At 57.7% G+C, this 19,914-nt stretch carries 14 protein-coding genes and 1 pseudogene; 7 read left to right on the top strand and 8 right to left on the bottom strand.

The features are described from left to right. Nucleotides 1–61: 61 nt before the first annotated feature. Nucleotides 62–1,384, bottom strand: a complete 1,323-nt coding sequence (xylA, locus tag OHJ17_RS00950) for a xylose isomerase (RefSeq protein WP_002922139.1) — start codon at nucleotides 1,382–1,384, stop codon at nucleotides 62–64. Between the two features lie 494 nt (nucleotides 1,385–1,878). Here xylA and xylF point away from each other — a divergent pair, with 494 nt between their 5' ends. From xylF to xylR, 4 genes are all read left to right on the top strand, one after another. Beyond that, complete coding sequence (gene xylF / locus OHJ17_RS00945; RefSeq protein WP_004152040.1) at nucleotides 1,879–2,874, top strand: D-xylose ABC transporter substrate-binding protein; 996 nt, start codon at nucleotides 1,879–1,881, stop codon at nucleotides 2,872–2,874. A gap of 64 nt (nucleotides 2,875–2,938) precedes the next feature. After that, nucleotides 2,939–4,480, top strand: coding sequence for a xylose ABC transporter ATP-binding protein (locus OHJ17_RS00940; protein WP_032433682.1), 1,542 nt, complete (start codon nucleotides 2,939–2,941; stop codon nucleotides 4,478–4,480). Continuing rightward, nucleotides 4,458–5,639: a xylose ABC transporter permease XylH gene (gene xylH / locus OHJ17_RS00935; RefSeq protein ID WP_002922349.1), complete on the top strand. Its 1,182-nt coding sequence runs from the start codon at nucleotides 4,458–4,460 to the stop codon at nucleotides 5,637–5,639. The genes OHJ17_RS00940 and xylH overlap by 23 nt, the downstream gene beginning before the upstream one ends. A gap of 232 nt (nucleotides 5,640–5,871) precedes the next feature. Beyond that, nucleotides 5,872–7,050 (top strand): D-xylose utilization transcriptional activator XylR, encoded by a 1,179-nt coding sequence (gene xylR / locus OHJ17_RS00930; RefSeq protein WP_002922351.1) that lies wholly within the window; start codon nucleotides 5,872–5,874, stop codon nucleotides 7,048–7,050. 38 nt (nucleotides 7,051–7,088) lie between these two features. On the opposite strand, the gene OHJ17_RS00925 is transcribed toward xylR, so the two are convergent. Then, the gene (locus OHJ17_RS00925; protein ID WP_004188166.1) at nucleotides 7,089–7,907 is read right to left on the bottom strand and encodes a protein bax; all 819 of its coding nucleotides are present in this window, start codon (nucleotides 7,905–7,907) and stop codon (nucleotides 7,089–7,091) included. A gap of 314 nt (nucleotides 7,908–8,221) precedes the next feature. On the opposite strand from OHJ17_RS00925, the gene OHJ17_RS00920 reads away from it, so the two are divergent. Both OHJ17_RS00920 and avtA read left to right on the top strand, forming a co-directional pair. Beyond that, nucleotides 8,222–10,255 (top strand): alpha-amylase, encoded by a 2,034-nt coding sequence (locus OHJ17_RS00920; RefSeq protein ID WP_004173926.1) that lies wholly within the window; start codon nucleotides 8,222–8,224, stop codon nucleotides 10,253–10,255. Between the two features lie 170 nt (nucleotides 10,256–10,425). Further along, complete coding sequence (gene avtA, locus OHJ17_RS00915; protein ID WP_002922359.1) at nucleotides 10,426–11,682, top strand: valine--pyruvate transaminase; 1,257 nt, start codon at nucleotides 10,426–10,428, stop codon at nucleotides 11,680–11,682. Nucleotides 11,683–11,724: 42 nt separating this feature from the next. Here avtA and OHJ17_RS00910 read toward each other — a convergent pair whose 3' ends face one another. The 6 genes and pseudogenes from OHJ17_RS00910 to OHJ17_RS00885 form a co-directional block, all read right to left on the bottom strand. Beyond that, the gene (locus tag OHJ17_RS00910) at nucleotides 11,725–12,210 is read right to left on the bottom strand and encodes a 4Fe-4S dicluster domain-containing protein (protein ID WP_002922360.1); all 486 of its coding nucleotides are present in this window, start codon (nucleotides 12,208–12,210) and stop codon (nucleotides 11,725–11,727) included. 109 nt (nucleotides 12,211–12,319) lie between these two features. After that, nucleotides 12,320–12,412, bottom strand: a pseudogene (locus OHJ17_RS00905) (IclR family transcriptional regulator); the annotation flags it as partial. Between the two features lie 42 nt (nucleotides 12,413–12,454). Then, nucleotides 12,455–14,296, bottom strand: a complete 1,842-nt coding sequence (selB, locus tag OHJ17_RS00900) for a selenocysteine-specific translation elongation factor (protein WP_032433683.1) — start codon at nucleotides 14,294–14,296, stop codon at nucleotides 12,455–12,457. Next, nucleotides 14,293–15,681 (bottom strand): L-seryl-tRNA(Sec) selenium transferase, encoded by a 1,389-nt coding sequence (gene selA, locus OHJ17_RS00895; protein ID WP_032433684.1) that lies wholly within the window; start codon nucleotides 15,679–15,681, stop codon nucleotides 14,293–14,295. The genes selB and selA overlap by 4 nt, the downstream gene beginning before the upstream one ends. Before the next feature lie 230 nt (nucleotides 15,682–15,911). After that, nucleotides 15,912–17,048 carry an HlyD family secretion protein gene (locus OHJ17_RS00890; RefSeq protein ID WP_002922393.1) on the bottom strand — a complete coding sequence of 379 codons (1,137 nt, stop codon included), beginning with the start codon at nucleotides 17,046–17,048 and terminating at the stop codon, nucleotides 15,912–15,914. Between the two features lie 3 nt (nucleotides 17,049–17,051). Then, nucleotides 17,052–17,420: a DUF3302 domain-containing protein gene (locus OHJ17_RS00885; RefSeq protein WP_004152044.1), complete on the bottom strand. Its 369-nt coding sequence runs from the start codon at nucleotides 17,418–17,420 to the stop codon at nucleotides 17,052–17,054. 538 nt (nucleotides 17,421–17,958) lie between these two features. Between OHJ17_RS00885 and mtlA the strand changes: the two genes are divergently transcribed. Next, nucleotides 17,959–19,866 (top strand): PTS mannitol transporter subunit IICBA, encoded by a 1,908-nt coding sequence (mtlA, locus tag OHJ17_RS00880; RefSeq protein ID WP_002922397.1) that lies wholly within the window; start codon nucleotides 17,959–17,961, stop codon nucleotides 19,864–19,866. Nucleotides 19,867–19,914 lie beyond the last annotated feature (48 nt).

Genomic DNA, 19,914 nt, shown 5'->3' with positions numbered 1-19,914 from the left:
AGCGTGGCGCGAACAGAGCATCCTGGTTGCGGCGCCGGTCACGCCGGGCGCCGCCGCATGATTACTTGTCAAACAGATAATGGTTGACCAGGTTTTCCAGTTGTTCCTGCTGGCCGCTGCGATGCTGCGGCGCCAGCTGATGCTGAGCGGCATACTGGGCAATATCGCTCAGGGTCATCTGCCCGTTAAGGATCTGCTGCCCCAGCTCACCGTTCCAGCCGGCGTAGCGTCTGGCCACGCGCTTATCCAGTTCGCCGTCCTCGATCATCCGCGCCGCGACCTTCAGCGATAGCGCCATGGTATCCATCGCGCCAATATGACCATAGAACAGATCGTATTTGTCGGTGCTCTGCCGGCGCACTTTCGCATCAAAGTTGAGCCCGCCGGTGGTGAAGCCGCCCGCTTTGAGGATTTCATACATCACCAGCGCGTTCTCTTCGACGCTGTTCGGGAACTGGTCGGTATCCCAGCCCAGCTGCGGATCGCCGCGGTTGGCGTCAACGGAGCCGAACAGCCCCAGCGCGATGGCCGTCGCAATCTCATGATGGAACGAATGGCCAGCGAGCGTCGCGTGGTTAGCTTCAATATTCAGTTTAATCTCTTTTTCCAGACCAAACTGTTTGAGGAAGCCGTAAACGGTAGAGGCATCATAGTCATACTGATGCTTGGTCGGCTCCTGCGGTTTGGGCTCAATCAGCAGCGTACCTTTAAAGCCGATTTTATGCTTATGCTCCACCACCAGCTGCATAAAGCGGCCAATCTGCTCACGCTCCTGGCGCAGGTCGGTATTCAGCAGAGTTTCATAGCCCTCGCGACCGCCCCACAGCACATAGTTTTCACCGCCCAGTTGATGGGTGGCATTCATGGCGGTGACCACCTGGGTGGCCGCCCAGCTAAATACTTCCGGATCCGGGTTGGTGGCCGCGCCGGCGCCGTAGCGCGGGTTGGTAAAGCAGTTTGCGGTCCCCCACAGAAGCTTCACGCCGCTCTGCTGCTGTTTCTCAGCCAGCACCTCGACCATCCGGGCGAAGTTATTGCTGTACTCCTTGAGCGAAGCGCCTTCCGGCGAGACGTCAACGTCGTGGAAGCAGTAGTAAGGCACGTTGAGTTTATGGAAGAATTCGAACGCCACATCGGCTTTGCGTTTGGCCATCTCCAGGGCGTCGCCAGGCTGCTGCCAGGGACGATCAAAGGAGCCCACGCCAAACATATCGGCGCCATTCCAGCAGAAGGTGTGCCAGTAACAGGCCGCAAAACGCAGATGATCTTCCATCCGTTTGCCCAGCACCAGTTCATCCGGGTTGTAATGACGGAAAGCCAGCGGGTTAGTGGATTTCGGGCCTTCGTAACGAACGCGATCGAGTTGATCGAAATAGGTCTGCATAGAGAACTCCATATTCAGAGATGCGGCGAATAACCAATCAGATACCCTAAATAATTCGAGTTGCAGGAAGGCGGCAGGAGCGCGAGTCCCCGGTAACCGGGGGCGGAGCAACGAATGTCACCAACCCACCTACAACTTGAAGTATGACGGGTTTAAGCCAATATAGAATTTCGCTTTCATTTTCCTCAATTACGTTATTTCACACCGCCATTGAGAGAATCCACAAACGTGCGCCAGCTCGCAAAAATAATATCCAGTCGCCGTTGCGCCGCTCTGTCAGAGACAGTCCAGTGCAATAATAAGAGCGTGCATGAATAAAATACGATCGCCGTCATAATTTGCACATTAAACGAAATTTCATAACGGCAAAATAAGAACCGGTAATTGCCAGCCCTGCTTTCCGCGTTAAGAATCTGTAACGTATCCGCAACCTCATGTATCAAACATTATTTTCCGTTCGTCTTACCTACCCTTACAAAAAAGGTATCGTTATTATGAAGATAAAGAACCTTTGCCTTACGCTTTGCGCCAGCTCCCTCCTGCTCGCCAGCATGGCGGGGATGGCGAAAGAAGTGAAGATTGGCATGGCCATCGACGATCTGCGTCTGGAGCGCTGGCAGAAAGACCGTGATATTTTCGTCAATAAAGCGGAATCCTTAGGCGCCAAAGTTTTTGTCCAGTCCGCTAATGGCAATGAAGAAACGCAGATGTCGCAAATTGAAAACATGATCAACCGCGGCGTCGATGTGTTAGTCATTATTCCTTATAACGGCCAGGTACTCAGTAACGTTATTAAAGAAGCCAAGCAGGAAGGTATTAAAGTCCTGGCCTATGACCGTATGATTAATAATGCCGACATTGATTTCTATATATCTTTCGATAATGAAAAAGTTGGTGAAATGCAGGCGCAAAGTCTGGTCGACAAAGTGCCGCAGGGTAATTATTTCCTGATGGGCGGTTCGCCGGTGGATAATAACGCTAAACTGTTCCGCGCCGGACAGATGAAGGTTCTCAAGCCGTATGTGGATGATGGCAAAATTAAGATTGTCGGCGATCAGTGGGTTGACGGCTGGCTACCGGAGAACGCGCTGAAAATAATGGAAAATGCGCTAACGGCGAATAATAACAAGATCGATGCCGTGGTCGCCTCCAATGACGCCACCGCCGGCGGCGCCATCCAGGCCTTAACCGCCCAGGGGCTGGCCGGCAAAGTGGCGATCTCCGGTCAGGATGCTGACCTGGCGGGCGTGAAGCGCATTATTTCCGGTACCCAGACGATGACCGTCTATAAACCGATAACCACCCTGGCCACCAACGCCGCTGAAATCGCCGTTGAGCTGGGTAACGATAAGCAGCCGAAGGCCGATACCACGCTGAATAACGGCTTAAAAGACGTCCCTTCGCGCCTGTTAACGCCAATTGAGGTGAATAAAGAGAATATCGACGCCACGGTGATTAAAGACGGTTTCCATAAAAAGAGTGAACTGTAATGGCTGACGCCCCGCTGCGGGGCGTCATTTTCATCCCGCCGGATATCACTGTTGCGGAGTCTTTATGACCTGGCTACTCGAAATGAAGAACATCACCAAAACCTTCGGCGCTGTTAAAGCCGTGGATAACGTCAGCCTGCGCCTGAACGCAGGCGAGGTGGTCTCGTTATGCGGTGAAAATGGGTCGGGGAAATCGACGCTGATGAAGGTGCTGTGCGGTATCTATCCGCACGGAAGCTATGAGGGCGAGATTATTTTTGCCGGCGAAACGCTGCAGGCAAACCATATTCGCGATACCGAACGCAAAGGCATCGCCATTATTCATCAGGAGCTGGCGCTGGTGAAACATCTCACCGTGCTGGAGAATATTTTCCTCGGCGCCGAGATCTCCCGCCATGGTCTGCTGGATTATGAAACCATGACGCTGCGCTGTCAGAAACTGTTGGCGCAGGTCAATCTGGCCATTTCGCCCGATACCCGCGTCGGCGACCTCGGCCTTGGTCAGCAGCAGTTGGTGGAGATCGCCAAGGCGCTGAATAAACAGGTTCGCCTGCTGATCCTCGACGAACCGACCGCCTCCTTAACCGAACAAGAAACCGCGACGCTGCTGGCGATCGTTCGCGATCTGCAAAACCACGATATCGCCTGCATCTATATCTCGCATAAGCTCAATGAGGTCAAAGCGATCTCCGATACGATCTGCGTGATCCGCGACGGCCAGCACATCGGCACCCGCGATGCCAGCGGCATGAGCGAAGACGATATCATCACCATGATGGTCGGCCGCGAGCTCACCGCGCTCTATCCCAGCGAGCCGCACGCCCACGGCGAGGAGATCCTGCGGGTTGAACATTTAACCGCCTGGCACCCGGTAAACCGCCATATTAAACGGGTCAATGACGTCTCATTTTCCCTGCGTCGCGGAGAAATCCTCGGCATCGCCGGGCTGGTCGGCGCCGGACGTACCGAGGCGGTACAGTGCCTGTTCGGCGTCTGGCCGGGGCGCTGGCAAGGGGAGATCTTTATTGATGGCCAGCCGGTGAGCATCTCTAACTGCCAGCAGGCCATTGCCCACGGCATCGCCATGGTGCCGGAAGACCGCAAAAAAGACGGCATCGTGCCGGTGATGGCGGTGGGCAAAAACATTACCCTCGCGGCGCTCAACCAGTTCACCGGCGCAATGAGCAGCCTGGACGACGCCGCCGAGCAGTACTGCATTCAGCAGTCCATTCAGCGTTTGAAAATTAAAACCTCCTCGCCGGAGCTGGCGATTGGCCGTCTGAGCGGCGGCAACCAGCAAAAGGCGATTCTGGCGCGCTGTCTGCTGCTCAATCCGCGCATTCTGATCCTCGACGAACCCACCCGTGGCATCGATATCGGGGCGAAGTATGAAATTTATAAACTGATTAACCAGCTGGTGCAGCAGGGCATCGCGGTCATTGTCATTTCATCCGAACTGCCCGAGGTGCTCGGTCTCAGCGATCGGGTGCTGGTCATGCACGAAGGCAGACTAAAAGCCAATTTGGTTAATCAACATCTGACCCAGGAACAGGTGATGGAAGCCGCGCTGAGGAGCGAACGCCATGTCGAAGAACACGTCGTCTGAAATCAAACTCACCCCAACCGCCCCCGCGGCCCTGCCGGCGCTAAAAGGGCTGAATCTCCAGGTCTTCGTGATGATCGCCGCCATCGTCGTCATTATGCTGTTTTTCACCTGGGTTACCGATGGCGCCTACCTTAGCGCACGCAATATCTCCAACCTGCTGCGGCAGACGGCCATCACCGGCATCCTCGCCGTCGGCATGGTGTTTGTGATTATTTCGGCAGAAATCGACTTGTCCGTTGGCTCGATGATGGGGCTGCTGGGCGGCGCTGCGGCGATCTTTGACGTCTGGCTCGGCTGGCCGCTGCCGCTCACCATTCTGGTGACGCTGGTGATGGGCCTGCTGCTCGGCGCGTGGAACGGATGGTGGGTAGCCTATCGCAAAGTGCCCTCGTTTATCGTCACCCTTGCCGGGATGCTGGCGTTTCGCGGCATTCTGATCGGCATCACCAACGGGACCACCGTCTCGCCCACTAGTCCGGCGATGTCGCAGATCGGCCAAAGCTACCTGCCAGACGGCATCGGCTTCGGCATCGGCGTTGTCGGCATGGCGGTGTTTATCGTCTGGCAGTGGCGCGGGCGGATGCGCCGGCAGGCGTTAGGTCTGGCGACCTCGTCCTCCACCGCCGCCGTCGGCCGCCAGGCCATTACCGCGGTGATTGTGCTGGGCGCAATCTGGCTGCTCAATGACTATCGCGGCGTACCGACCCCGGTGCTGATCCTCGCCGCCCTGCTGCTGGCGGGCCTGTTTATGGCCACCCGCACCGCCTTTGGTCGCCGCATCTACGCCATCGGCGGCAACCTGGAGGCGGCCCGTCTGTCCGGGATTAACGTCGAGCGTACCAAGCTGGCGGTGTTTGCCATTAACGGCCTGATGGTCGCCATTGCCGGGCTAATCCTCAGCTCACGGCTCGGCGCGGGGTCGCCTTCGGCGGGCAATATCGCCGAACTGGACGCCATCGCCGCCTGCGTCATCGGCGGCACCAGCCTGGCGGGCGGCATCGGCAGCGTCGCCGGGGCGGTAATGGGGGCGTTTATTATGTCGGCCCTGGATAACGGTATGAGCATGATGGACGTCGCCACCTTCTGGCAATATATCGTTAAAGGCGCCATTTTGCTGCTGGCGGTGTGGATGGACTCTGCCACCAAGCGGCGCGCATAAGCAGAGACTCTCTGAAGAATGTCTGAATTCTTTGCGCTACCGCCAAACTTCGCCATAAGGCGCTTGAAATATCTCGGGCATTAGCCGGTAGTGTATACCCAACATCATTCGGGTTGCAGACGGCGCCCCCGGCCGCGTACCGGCGTACGTGGCCGGGATGAGTGGTAAGTCAGGCCATCGGCAACATCTTGAATGAAGGGGTATGACCGGGGTTAGAGCAGGAACATTATCTATGTTTGAAAAGCGTCACCGTATTACGCTGTTATTTAACGCCAACAAAGCTTATGACCGCCAGGTAGTTGAAGGTGTCGGCGAGTATCTGCAGGCCTCCCAGTTGGAGTGGGATATCTTTATTGAAGAGGACTTTCGGGCACGCATCGAAAACATCAAAGAGTGGTTGGGCGATGGCGTTATCGCCGACTATGACGATCCCGAAATCGAAAAGCTGCTGGCCGATGTCCACGTGCCCATCGTCGGCGTCGGCGGATCTTATCATCAGCCAGAGCAGTACCCGCCGGTCCACTATATCGCCACCGACAACGCCGCGCTGGTGGAAAGCGCTTTTCTCCATTTGAAGGAAAAAGGGGTGCACCGCTTCGCGTTTTACGGACTCCCCGCCTCCAGCGGTAAACGCTGGGCGGTAGAGCGCGAGTATGCCTTCTGCCAGCTGGTCGCGAAGGAGAAGTATCGCGGCGTGGTCTACCAGGGGCTGGAGACAGCGCCGGAGAACTGGCAGCACGCGCAAAACCGGCTCGCCGACTGGCTGCAAACCCTGCCGCCGCAAACCGGCATCATCGCCGTCACCGACGCCCGCGCCCGCCACGTCCTGCAGGCCTGCGAGCTGCTGCATATCCCGGTGCCAGAGAAACTGTGCGTTATCGGCATCGATAACGAGGAGCTAACCCGCTATCTCTCTCGCGTCGCCCTCTCCTCTGTCGCCCAGGGCACCCGCCAGATGGGTTATCAGGCGGCAAAATTACTCCACCGGCTGTTGAATAACGAGGCCCTCCCGCTGCAGCGCCAGCTGATCCCGCCGATGCGCGTCGTTGAGCGACGCTCCACCGACTACCGGTCGTTAAACGATCCCTCCGTGATACAGGCGATGCATTACATTCGCAACAATGCCTGCAAAGGCATCAAGGTGGAACAGGTGCTCGACGCCGTGGGCATCTCTCGCTCTAATCTGGAAAAACGCTTCAAAGAGGAGGTCGGGGAGACCATCCACACGGTGATCCACAGCGAAAAACTGGAAAAGGCGCGCAGCCTGCTGGTGTCCACTAGTCTGTCGATCAATGAGATTTCGCAGATGTGCGGCTATCCGTCGCTGCAATATTTCTATTCGGTGTTTAAGAAGGAGTACGACGTGACGCCGAAGGAGTACCGCGATCGGCACAGCGAGGTGATGCTGTAGGGTAAAAAAATGCCCGGCGACAAGGCCGGGCATCCGGATTACAGATGGGCGGCGATGAGCCGCTGATTGTCCTGATACATCGCGAAGAGATAGTTGTTGTAGCTCGACCCTTTGGTCGAATACCCCTTCAGCTTATGGATCATGGTGCTGGCAGTTACTTCCTGATCCGCCTTGCGCAGCTGCAGGCGCGACTTGCGGAAAGAAGAATAGGCCGGGTGGGTGTTCAGGTTTGTTACGTAAGCCTGCACCGACTGCTCTACCGACTCAAACTGCGAGTAACCTTTCATCGCGCCGCGGCAGCGACCGGCGCCGCACTTCATGCCGAACAGGTTGTTATTCTCGCGCGCCAGCCTGGAGGTACCCCAGCCACTTTCCGCCGCCGCCATGGTCGCCACCATGCTGTTCGGAATAATGTCGACACGCTCAAGCAGCGCGTTCCAGGGCACATGACGCGTATTGCCTGACCACTTCACCTTATAGCGGGAAGCGATATCCTTCAGGCGCGCCTTCTCAGTCGGCGACCAGCGAGCATCGTACTGCTTGGAAATAAGCCAGTTACGATCCGCAGTAATCGCCTGATTCTGCTTGGTAATATAAGGCATGACCGTCCGGAGAAACGCTTTTTTCCTTGGTGTTCCGGAAGGGTATTTTCGCAAGTCAGGAAGTGAACTGCTCTTTACACTATTGCGAGAATACTCTTGTTTACTGCTTACCTTAGTACTACTTATCTTCTTTACCGTTGGGGCTTTATGACTCTTTGTCGCTGTGTGCGTTGTCGCCAACACACTACCTGAAAAGATGCAGGTTAGTAACATAAGTATGGCGGCCCCATATCGTCGTATGGGATTCGATATCATCAGGTCTCCTGGTCGGATATATGCATTCCAACACCTTGTTTTTCACAAAAAAACGATAGCTGAATCGCTAATAGTATCAAAAATACGCACTGAGGGCATCAACAGAAATAGTCCAATTCCGAATTGCTGTCATCTGAAATCGGTTTCTGCGGCGCATCGCCAGCGCGAAAATGCTAGCTTCGTCTCATTTTTAGCCTATTTTTTGAGCGGTGTCACTCACCCCTTTTCATCCTCCTGGTAAAACGCGCGTCAGGAGGAGTTCACCCGCGCGGCGACAAGGCACACTAGATAAAAACCGCTCACAGGATCTCGCAATGAAACTCGCTGCGCTTGCCACGTTATTCGTGCCTGGGATGGCCTTTGCCGCCTGGACTACCACCGACTTTCCTGCTTTTACCGAAGAAGGGACCGGCCGATTCATCAGCCAGAAAGTGGTTGAGAAGGGTACACGTCCCCTGCAGCTAAATTTTGACCAGCAGTGCTGGCAGCCTTCCGGCGGCATTAAGCTCAACCAGATGCTGTCCATGGAGCCCTGTCGCGGCACACCGCCGCAATGGCGCATCTTCCGCCAGGGTCTGTATACCCTGGAGGTGGATACCCGTTCCGGCACGCCAACGATGATGATTTCGCTGGAGGAAAAAGAGACCAGCGCCGCGGCGCCGCAGATCCGCCAGTGTCCGAAGTGGGACGGAAAACCGCTGACCATCGACGTCAGCAAAACCTTCGCCGAGGGCAGCAAGGTCCGCGATTTCTACAGCGGCAATGTCGCGACCGTCAGCGGCGGCAAAATCACCCTGCAGCCCGCCTTCGGCAGCAATGGACTGCTGCTGCTTGAGCGTGCCGAGACCGCCGCCCCGGCGCCGTTTGACTGGCACAATGCCACCGTCTACTTCGTCCTGACCGATCGCTTCGTAAACGGTAACCCGGCCAACGACAACAGCTATGGTCGCCATAAAGACGGCATGCAGGAGATCGGCACCTTCCACGGCGGCGACCTGCAGGGATTAACCAGCAAGCTGGATTATCTGCAGCAGATGGGAGTTAACGCCCTGTGGATCAGCTCCCCGCTCGAGCAGATCCACGGCTGGGTCGGCGGCGGCACGAAGGGCGATTTCCCTCACTACGCCTACCACGGCTATTACACCCAGGACTGGTCGAAACTGGACGCCAACATGGGGACCGAAGCGGATCTCCGCCGACTGGTGGATGAAGCGCATAAGCGCGGAATACGTATTCTGTTCGACGTGGTGATGAACCATGCCGGCTACGCCACCCTGGCCGACATGCAGGAGTTCCAGTTCGGCTCCCTGTATCTGCAAGGCGATGAGCTGAAAAAAACTCTCGGCGAGCGCTGGACGGACTGGAAGCCGGGCGCGGGACAGACCTGGCACAGCTTTAACGACTATATCAACTTCAGCGACAAAGCCGGGTGGGAGAAATGGTGGGGTAAGAAGTGGATCCGCACCGATATCGGCGATTACGACAATCCGGGCTATGACGATCTCACCATGTCGCTGGCCTTCCTGCCGGACCTGAAAACCGAATCGAAGGAGGTCTCAGGCCTGCCGAACTTCTATAACCATAAACCAGACACCGCAGCGAAAGCGATCCCGGGCTATACGCCGCGCGACTATCTGACACACTGGCTGAGCCAGTGGGTACGTGACTACGGCATCGATGGCTTCCGCGTCGATACCGCCAAACATGTGGAGATGGACGCCTGGCAGCAGTTAAAAACCCAGGCCACCGCCGCGCTGGCGGAGTGGAAGAAAGCCAATCCGGATAAAGCGCTGGATGCGGCGCCGTTCTGGATGACTGGCGAAGCCTGGGGACATGGAGTGATGCAGAGCGATTATTATCGCCACGGTTTTGATGCGATGATCAATTTCGACTACCAGGACCAGGCGGCGAAAGCGGCGACCTGTATGGCCAATATTGACCTCACCTGGCAGCAAATGGCGGACAAGCTGCAGAGCTTTAACGTCCTGAGCTACCTCTCCTCGCACGATACGCGGCTGTTCCGCGAAGGCGGCACCACCGCGGCGGAGCTACTGCTGCTGGCCCCTGGCGCCGTGCAGATTTTCTATGGCGACGAATCATCGCGCCCGTTCGGCCCCACCGGCTCGGACCCGCTGCAGGGTACCCGCTCGGAGATGAACTGGCAGGATGTCAACGGCAAGGCGGCCCGCAGCGTTACCCACTGGCAGAAGATCGGCCAGTTCCGCGCTCGCCATCCGGCAATCGGCATGGGCAAACAGACAACGCTGTCGATGTCGCGTGGTTACGGGTTCGTGCGTGAGAGCGGTGAAGACAAAGTGATGGTCATCTGGGCCGGCCAGCAGCAGTAATCCACATGTGGCTCTCCGCCCTGCGGGGAGCCACCATTTAGAACAAAATGCTAACAAAATAGCAATATACAGGATAAAGATAAAAACCCGCCTCTTCCCGCCGATTTGCACCACGCCAGCGCTGGCGTTATGGTTAGCCACTTTCCAGAACCACCGATAGACTATTCGCGATGACATTTTCCCTTTTCGGCGACAAATTCACCCGTCATTCAGGCATCACCCGCTTGATGGAAGACCTTAATGACGGTCTGCGCACGCCGGGCGCTATTATGCTGGGCGGCGGCAACCCCGCTCAGATCCCGGAAATGAATGACTACTTCCAGCAGCTGCTGGCCGACATGCTGGATAATGGCAAAGCCCTTGATGCGCTTTGTAATTATGATGGTCCACAGGGCAAAAGCGAGCTGCTGGCTCTGCTGGCGAACATGCTGCGCGACGAGCTGGGCTGGGAGATCGAACCACAGAATATTGCGCTAACAAACGGCAGTCAGAGCGCATTTTTCTACTTATTTAATCTGTTTGCAGGCCGTCGGGCAGATGGCACCACCCGTAAGGTACTGTTCCCACTGACGCCGGAATATATCGGCTACGCCGATGCCGGTCTGGAAGAGGATCTGTTCGTTGCCACCCGGCCGAACATCGAACTGCTGCCGGAAGGCCAGTTTAAGTACCATGTTGATTTTGAGCATCTGCAGGTGACGGAAGAGACCGGGATGATCTGCGTCTCGCGCCCCACCAACCCGACCGGCAACGTCATCACTGATGAAGAGCTGATCAAACTGGATGCGCTGGCGAATCAGCACGGGGTCCCGCTGGTGATTGATAACGCCTACGGTGTACCGTTCCCGGGCATTATCTTTAGCGACGCCCGACCGCTGTGGAATCCGAACATCGTGCTGTGTATGAGCCTGTCCAAGCTGGGCCTGCCGGGCAGCCGCTGCGGGATTATCATCGCCAACGAAAAAATCATCACCGCCATCAGCAACATGAACGGCATTATTAGCCTCGCCCCTGGCGGCATCGGGCCGGCAATGATGTGCGAAATGATTAAACGACAGGATCTGCTGCGCCTGTCAGAGACGGTGATCAAGCCCTTCTATTACCAGCGGGTGCAGGAAACCATCGCCATTATTCGCCGCTATCTGCCGGAGGAGCGCTGCCTTATTCACAAACCGGAGGGGGCAATCTTCCTCTGGCTGTGGTTTAAGGATCTGCCGATCTCCACCGAGCTGCTGTATCAGCGGCTGAAAAAGCGCGGCGTGCTGATGGTGCCGGGGGATTACTTCTTCCCTGGTCTGGATAAACCGTGGCCGCACACCCACCAGTGTATGCGCATGAACTATGTACCGGACCCGCAAAAAATCGAAGCCGGAGTGAAAATCCTCGCCGAAGAGGTTGAATTTGCCTGGCGCGAACAGGAAGCATAGTCTCTGACGCCGCGGGCGGGTAACGTTCGTCAGCGACCCCATTCACGCCAGCGCCAGCCGCTGGCGTTTTTGCGCGCATAGCGCTTCCAGCTCCGCGGGAACCATCACCCGCAGCGCCTGCGTCGGGCAGGCGGCCACGCAGGCCGGTCCTTCGGCGCGGTGATGGCATAGATCGCATTTCAACGCCTGCGCCTGCTGGTTCATTACCGTAACGGTCATCGCGCCGTACGGGCAGGCCACCATGCAGCTTTTGCAGCCGATGCAGCGCCGCTGGTCGACCCACCAGACGTCATTGTCGCGCTGAATCGCCCCCTGTGGGCAAACGCTGGCGCAGGGCGCATCCTCGCACTGCCGACAGGCCATCGCCGTCGATATGTCACCGCTTTTCACCACCCGGATACGCGGCGCGAAATGGTTCGTCGACAGGGCGGCGACATCCTGCGCCTGCTGGTGCGCCACCGCGCAGGCCACTTCGCAGGTACGACAGCCGATGCACCGCTGGGCATTGGCAATAAGAAACTGGTTCATCCTCTGCTCCCTGGGGATAAAACCGCAGGGTGCCAGAATATCCCCTGCCCGCGCTTTGATCCTGAATGGAATCAGCGCTGTTTTTTGTCAGATGGCCGGCAGGATGTGGTCATTTGCCTGACGCTTCACGCACCGTGAAACCCAGCTCACGCGAAATTGCTTCGGCGGTCTCACGTAGTGGTTTTAACAAGTTCTTTTCGCCAGCTCCCCGGCACGAAGTCCGCCGGGGAGCCGACGTTAATGATTACCGGAACAATGCCTTATCGCGCAGGATATGATCGTTGCCGCGACGGCGGGTGAAGCCAATCCGATCGAAATACTCCAGGATCTGGATCGCCAGCTTCCGCCCGACGTTTAAGGTATCGCGGAAATCCGCCGCGCAGGTTGAACCGCGCAGCCGATCCAGCTCGCGCACCCGCTGAGCGAACTGCACAATGCGATCGTTGCGGTAGTAACGATCCTTGACGATCGCAGTAATCATCCCCTGCTGCGCCGCCTGCCGCAGCACCGCGCGCATCAGGGACTCTTCAACATGGACTTCGCGTGCAAGATCGCGCACCCACCACGGATCGTCGCCGAACAGAGTCTCCACCTTCTGCCAGACCGCCTGCTGCTCGTCGGTAAACCCGGCTTTATGCTCCGGCAAATGCAGCCAGCCGTGATGGCTGTGGACTAAGCCGCTCTCGCGCATCTGCTCAATCAGCAGCAGCACCAGCGCTTCATCTTCCATCGGCAGCGCGATGCGGCGCAGGCGCTCCCGGCCAGGGCCCGGCTCGTCTCGATGCTGCTCATGGTAGCGCGCAAGGGCATCCAGCAATTTTCGCTGCCAGCGGGCGGCAAGCGGCGCGCTAAGCAGGCGCTGTCCGGCCTGCAGATAGTCCGGTCGCTGGATCAGGGCCGCCATTCCGGCTTCGCTGAGCTGCCGCGCCCAGGCGAAGTGCTCAAGCCGGACGGCATCCCGCTGCAGATGTAACTCCAGCGCCTGCGCATCGTCAGCGCCGACCGCTGCCAGGGCGTGCAGCCACTGCAGATATTCCGGTTTACGTTTGCCGCGACGCGGAGGATCCAGCGTCACCACCCGTGCGCCCGCCAGCGTCAAGCGAGCAGAGATATCGCGGAGCACCAGCCGGTCGTTATCCGCCAGCCACAGCGGAGTATCCAGCACCAGCTCCGCCAGGTTGCCCTCAAGAAGCGACACCCGGCCGGTAATGTGGCTGGCAGCATGGTGAATATGCAGCGGCTGCCACTGGCTGAACGGCGTATGGCACTGCAACTCGACAATCACCCGTTCTGCTGGCTCCGGCGGTGGTGAGGAGAGCAGCCAGTCGCCGCGGTGCACTGCCTCTTTTTGCGCATCGCCGACAATGTTCAGCGCAATGCGCTGTCCGGCGTGCGCCTGCTCAACCGCTTGATTCTGGGCATGCAGGCCGCGGACGCGCATCGGCGTGTTGACGCCGGTAAGCCATAGGGTATCCCCGACCCGTACTTCGCCGGAGAGCGCCGTCCCGGTGACCACCAGCCCCGCGCCTTTGACGGTAAAAGCGCGATCCAGCGCCAGGCGAAACCGCTGCTGCTGCGGGCGGGGGCGCTCCGCAAGCTGCAGCAGATGGCTGCGCAGTTCCGCAATACCGATATTTTCCGCCGCCGCGGTGGGAAAGAAAGCGACGGCGTCAAAGCCCAGCTCGCCCAGGGTCTGCTCGACCTCTGCCTGAACCTCCGCCACCCTGGCGGCCGCCACGCGGTCCGTTTTGGTCAGCGCCACGGTCAGCGTCGGCTTTCCGGTCAGCTGCAGGATCGCCAGGTGTTCGCGGGTTTGCGCCATCACCCCGTCATCGCAGGCCACCACCAGCAGCGCATGGTCAATACCGCCCACCCCCGCCAGCATGTTGGACAAAAACTTTTCGTGCCCGGGAACGTCAATAAATCCCAGCACCCGCCCGTCCGGCTGCGGCCAGTAGGCATAGCCGAGATCGATCGTCATTCCCCGCGCTTTCTCTTCCGGCAGACGATCGGCATTCACGCCGGTTATCGCCTGCAGCAGCGTCGTTTTGCCGTGGTCAACATGTCCAGCGGTGGCAATAATCATCGTAACAACATCTCCATAAAGCGGGTTTCATTTTCCAGACAGCGCAGGTCCAGCCAGAGCCGACCGTCATAAATGCGGCCAATCACCGGACACGGCAGCGCGCGCCAGCGGGCCGCCAGCGCCTCCAGCCGGCTACCGCGGCCGTCATGCGGGGTAAAGGTCAACGCCGCGCTGGGCAGGCGGTCGACGGGTAACGAGCCGCTGCCAATCTGCGACTGGCAGGCTGCCACGCTGACGGCAAAATCAGCATAGTGTGCCGCCAGGTCAGGCTGCAGGCGTTCAGCCAGCCGGCGGATCTCCTCCGCCGGACGGGTGAGCAGGCGCAGCGTCGGCAATTTCTCCCTCAGCGCCTCCGGGTGCTGATAGAGGTGCAGCGTAGCCTCCAGCGCCGCGAGGGTCATTTTATCGGCACGCAGGGCCCGCTTCAGCGGGTGGCTTTGCAGCTGGGCAATCAGCGCGCGTTTGCCGACGATAATCCCGGCCTGCGGGCCACCGAGCAGCTTGTCGCCGGAGAAACTGACCAGGCTCACCCCGGCGGCGATCATCTCCTGCGGCATCGGCTCCTTTGGCAGGCCATACTGACTGAGATCCACCAGCGACCCGCTGCCCAGGTCGGCTACCACCGGAACATCCAGTTCGCGGCCAATGGCCGCCAGCTCCGCTTCGTCGACGGCTTTGGTAAAGCCCTCAATACTGTAGTTGCTGGTGTGGACCTTCATCAGCAGCGCGGTATTGTCATTCACCGCCTGGCGATAATCTTTGGCATGGGTGCGGTTGGTGGTACCTACTTCGTGCAGCTGGCAACCCGCCTGGCGCATCACGTCGGGGATGCGAAATGCCCCGCCGATCTCCACCAGTTCGCCGCGAGAGACCACCACTTCGCGACCGCTGGCGGTGGCCGCCAGCATCAGCAGAACGGCCGCCGCGTTGTTGTTCACGATACAGGCGTCTTCCGCGCCGGTGATCTGGCACAGCAGATCGGCAATGGCGCGATCGCGATGGCCGCGCCCGGCGTCGTCGAGATCATATTCGAGCGTCACCGGCGCGCGCATCGCGCTGGCGACCGCCTCCACAGCCGACTCCGCCTGAATGGCGCGCCCCAGATTGGTATGCAATACCGTACCGGTGAGATTAAACACCGGACGCAGGGCGCTCTGCCGGCCGGCGGTGAGCCGCTGCGCGCAGGCGCTCGGCCAGTCATGGCTCCAGTCCGGCAGTGTCTGATACTGGCGGATTTGCTCCCGCGCCTCATCCAGCATCTGGCGCAGCTGCGCCACCACCTGCGAATGGCCGTGCTGCGCCAGCAGGGGAGAAAAAGCGGGGTCGCGTAGTAAGCGGTCAATGGCCGGAAGCCGGGTATAAAGCGCACGAATTTCGGTAGTCATGAATGGGCCTGGCGGTAAGTTATTTTCCCCCCTCCCGACGGGAGAGGGAGTCAACAATCAGCGGCGATTGTAACGCCTCCTTGCGCAAACTGTTACCTGCCTGGGTCAAGTCCGCGGCGGTTCTAGCCTGCTCCTTATCGCCAACAAATTATCGCCAACAAAGATATGAGTATGGCTCAGGGCAGGACAAAAGGCAGGTGAGCGTCCGGCTCAACCTGCCGCCGATCGCATTAATGATCGAGATAGAGGTAGTGCATCCAGCTGGTCATCCGCAGCAGCACTTTACGCATCACCGAAACGTGGGCGAAATGGTCGGAGTAGACCGCCACCTGCGCATAGATGCCATCGGGTAGTGCATCGATTTCGGCATTCGGATCGAGCTCAATGGTCGCCAGCACGCCATCGCTGCCCGGCGTCACGGTCAGCGACTGCAACGCCCCCTGCGCCTGATAGGTTCCCCCCGGCACCACCGGTAAAATGCTCACCAGTTTGCCGTGGAATACCTGTCCGGGCAGGGCGTTAAACACCGCTTCCGCGTCGTCGCCTTTCTCCAGCCTTAACAGGGAATTTTGCCGAAACTGGGCGACGATCAGCCGTTTTTGCTCGGGGATAAACACCATCACCGGACGCAGCGGCAGCGAGGCGGCATAGGTCCCCGGACGGATCAGCACCTGGGTGATATACCCATCGCTTGGCGCCCGCACGGTGGTCTGATCGAGATTATATTTCGCCTCCGCCAGCTGGGCGCGCAGGCTGGCCACTTGCGACTGCTCGCCGTTGATCATGCTGTCCAGCTGGCTCTGGATCTGCGCCTGCTCCGCCACCGACGCCTTGACCAGCGCGTCCTGGGCAAGGTAATTCTGCCTGGCGTTATCGATGTCGCTTTCCGAGAACGGGTTCACCCGCGCCTGGCTCCCTTTCAGGTAGCGCTGATAGTCCTTGTATAAGCGATCGCGTTCCGCCGACACGCGGGTGGTGTTGGCCTGGGCTTCAGAGAGCTGCGCTTTGAGGGTGTTAATACTGTGCAGCGCCGTCACCAGGTCGGCCTGCAGACGGTCGACCCGCGCCTGATAGCGCGCCGGGTCAATAGTAAAAAGCACCTCACCCTTTTTGACGCGCTGATTCGCTTTGTCGGTGACGCTGTTAACCACTCCGGTAACCTGCGGCGTAATAGGAATAGATATCACCGCCTTTTGCGCCAGAAAGGTGTAAGGGTGGTTATAGTTCATTAATAAAATAAGCGCGCTAACAATAAATACGCCCCCCAGCGCCGCGGTAGGTACCGTCCATTTATTTACCGGTATTTTGAAGATTTTAAATATCGACCAGGCGATGGCCACGTAGGTCAAAATTATCAACAGATCCATAGATTATTTCTCCGCCGCAGAGGTGGACTGCGGCCGCTGGATGGCCGCCACCTGGTGTTCAAGGTCGCTCAGTCGTTGGCGAAGCTGTTGTATATCGGTCTCTTTTTCAGGTTCGTCAGGGGCCGTATTCGCCTTATGCTGCATGCCCCAGCCGCGCTCAGGCTGGTACAACGTGGCCCAAATCCATAAAAACGGCCATATGACGTGGAGAGTAAAAAGACTGACCCATCCGGCGACATGAATAGCATCGGAATGAGGGTGGTTGCGTTTTTTGGCGATCAAATAAGGAATATCGTGAATAATGATAATCCCATAAAAAATGACCAGAAAAACGAAGATCAGAACGCCCAGCGCAAAATAATTGAGAAACATAATTCCCTCGGCTTTACGCTAATAATTTATATGAATTTTATTCACGACCCACTGACATTCGGGCCGCTATTTTGAGCATAATTCACGCCTTTCATTTTTGCCATCCGGCGTAAAAAAGTTATTCGGCAGTTAAGGTTGCTTAGTTACAGAGCCATCTCGCCCTGGCCGCAAAACCGGGCCGAGATCACAGCGGCAAAAATCCACCGTGAAATTCTTTGTGATCAAAATCACAAACAAACAACAAAACCACGAAACAAAATTGTGACAAATATCACACAAAAAGGCAGATCAGCGGCTAAAAAGGCGCTGTGTTGTTTTTTTACACAGGAATTATGTGATCAGCATCACTACAAAAAGCGCTTTGCCCCCTATATTCATGTGATCCGTATCACACAAAAGGGCGCTGGCTGGACAGCTAAACGATTCAGTGCCAGATTTCGCACTATCAATCAGGGCCCGGCTACCTCTGCCGCCACATTAACAACAAACCTCGGGCTTTAAGCCTGCGCTATACGCAAAACAGAAGAAGGGGTGTTTTATGTCATCCGATATCAAGATCAAGGTGCAAAGCTTTGGTCGTTTCCTCAGCAATATGGTGATGCCGAATATCGGCGCGTTTATCGCGTGGGGTATCATCACCGCGCTTTTCATTCCGACAGGGTGGTTGCCAAACGAAACGCTGGCGAAGCTGGTCGGTCCGATGATCACCTACCTGCTGCCGCTGCTGATCGGTTACACCGGCGGTAAATTAGTCGGCGGCGAACGTGGTGGCGTGGTCGGGGCGATCACCACCATGGGCGTTATCGTCGGCGCGGATATGCCGATGTTCCTCGGCTCAATGATTGCCGGCCCGCTGGGCGGCTACTGCATCAAGAAGTTCGATAACTGGGTAGACGGTAAGATCAAATCCGGTTTTGAAATGCTGGTGAATAACTTCTCCGCCGGCATCATCGGGATGATCCTCGCCATTCTGGCCTTCCTCGGCATTGGCCCGGCGGTCGAAGTTCTGTCGAAAATTCTGGCGGCTGGCGTTAACTTTATGGTGGCGCACGACATGCTGCCGCTGGCGTCTATCTTCGTCGAACCGGCAAAAATCCTGTTCCTTAACAACGCCATCAACCACGGTATCTTCTCGCCGCTGGGTATTCAGCAGTCCCACGAGCTGGGTAAATCCATCTTCTTCCTGATTGAAGCTAACCCGGGTCCAGGGATGGGCGTTCTGCTGGCGTACATGTTCTTTGGCCGCGGCAGCGCAAAACAGTCTGCAGGCGGGGCGGCTATCATCCACTTCCTGGGTGGTATCCATGAAATCTACTTCCCGTACGTGCTGATGAACCCGCGCCTGATCCTGGCCGTTATCCTCGGCGGGATGACCGGTGTCTTCACCCTGACTATCCTCAATGGCGGTCTGGTTTCCCCGGCTTCCCCGGGTTCCATTCTGGCGGTACTGGCGATGACGCCGAAAGGCGCCTACTTCGCTAACATCGCCGCGATTATCGCAGCGATGGCGGTCTCCTTCGTGGTCTCTGCGGTTCTGCTCAAGACCAGCAAAGTCAAAGAAGAAGACGATATCGAAGCCGCAACGCGTCGTATGCATGACATGAAAGCGGAATCCAAAGGCGCCAGCCCGCTGGCGGCCGGCAATGTCACCAACGACCTGAGCCATGTGCGTAAAATCATCGTCGCCTGCGACGCCGGGATGGGTTCCAGCGCCATGGGCGCCGGGGTACTGCGCAAGAAAGTGCAGGATGCCGGGCTGAGCAACATCTCGGTCACCAACAGCGCAATCAATAACCTGCCGCCGGATGTTGACCTGGTCATCACCCACCGCGACCTTACCGAGCGCGCCATGCGCCAGGTGCCGCAGGCGCAGCATATTTCGCTGACCAACTTCCTCGACAGCGGTCTGTACACCAGCCTGACCGAGCGCCTGGTCGCGGCCCAGCGCCACATCGACAACGAAGTCAAAGTCACCGATAGCCTGAAAGACAGCTTTGACGATACTAACAACAACCTGTTCCAGCTGGGCGCGGATAACATCTTCCTCGGTCGCAAAGCAGCCACCAAAGAAGAAGCCATTCGCTTCGCCGGTGAGCAGCTGGTGAAAGGCGGCTACGTCGAGCCGGAATATGTGCAGGCGATGCTGGATCGCGAAAAACTGACCTCGACCTATCTCGGCGAGTCCATCGCGGTACCGCACGGCACCATCGAAGCGAAGGACCGCGTGCTGAAAACCGGCGTCGTCTTCTGCCAGTACCCGGAAGGCGTGCGCTTCGGTGAAGAAGAAGATGAAGTCGCGCGTCTGGTCATCGGCATCGCCGCTCGTAATAACGAGCACATTCAGGTTATCACCAGTCTGACTAACGCGCTGGATGACGAAACCGTGATTGAGCGCCTGGCGAAAACCACCAGCGTCGACGAAGTTCTGGCGCTGTTAAATAAATAATCAGCGCTATCCAACCCTCTCCTTTGGGAGAGGGTTGGGGTGAGGGGA

The organism is Klebsiella sp. KP20-425-1, assembly GCF_025813515.1.
Taxonomy (GTDB): domain Bacteria; phylum Pseudomonadota; class Gammaproteobacteria; order Enterobacterales; family Enterobacteriaceae; genus Klebsiella; species Klebsiella pneumoniae.
The sequence above is the reverse complement of the archived record's forward strand: the minus strand, read 5'-3'. Positions and strand labels throughout refer to the sequence as shown.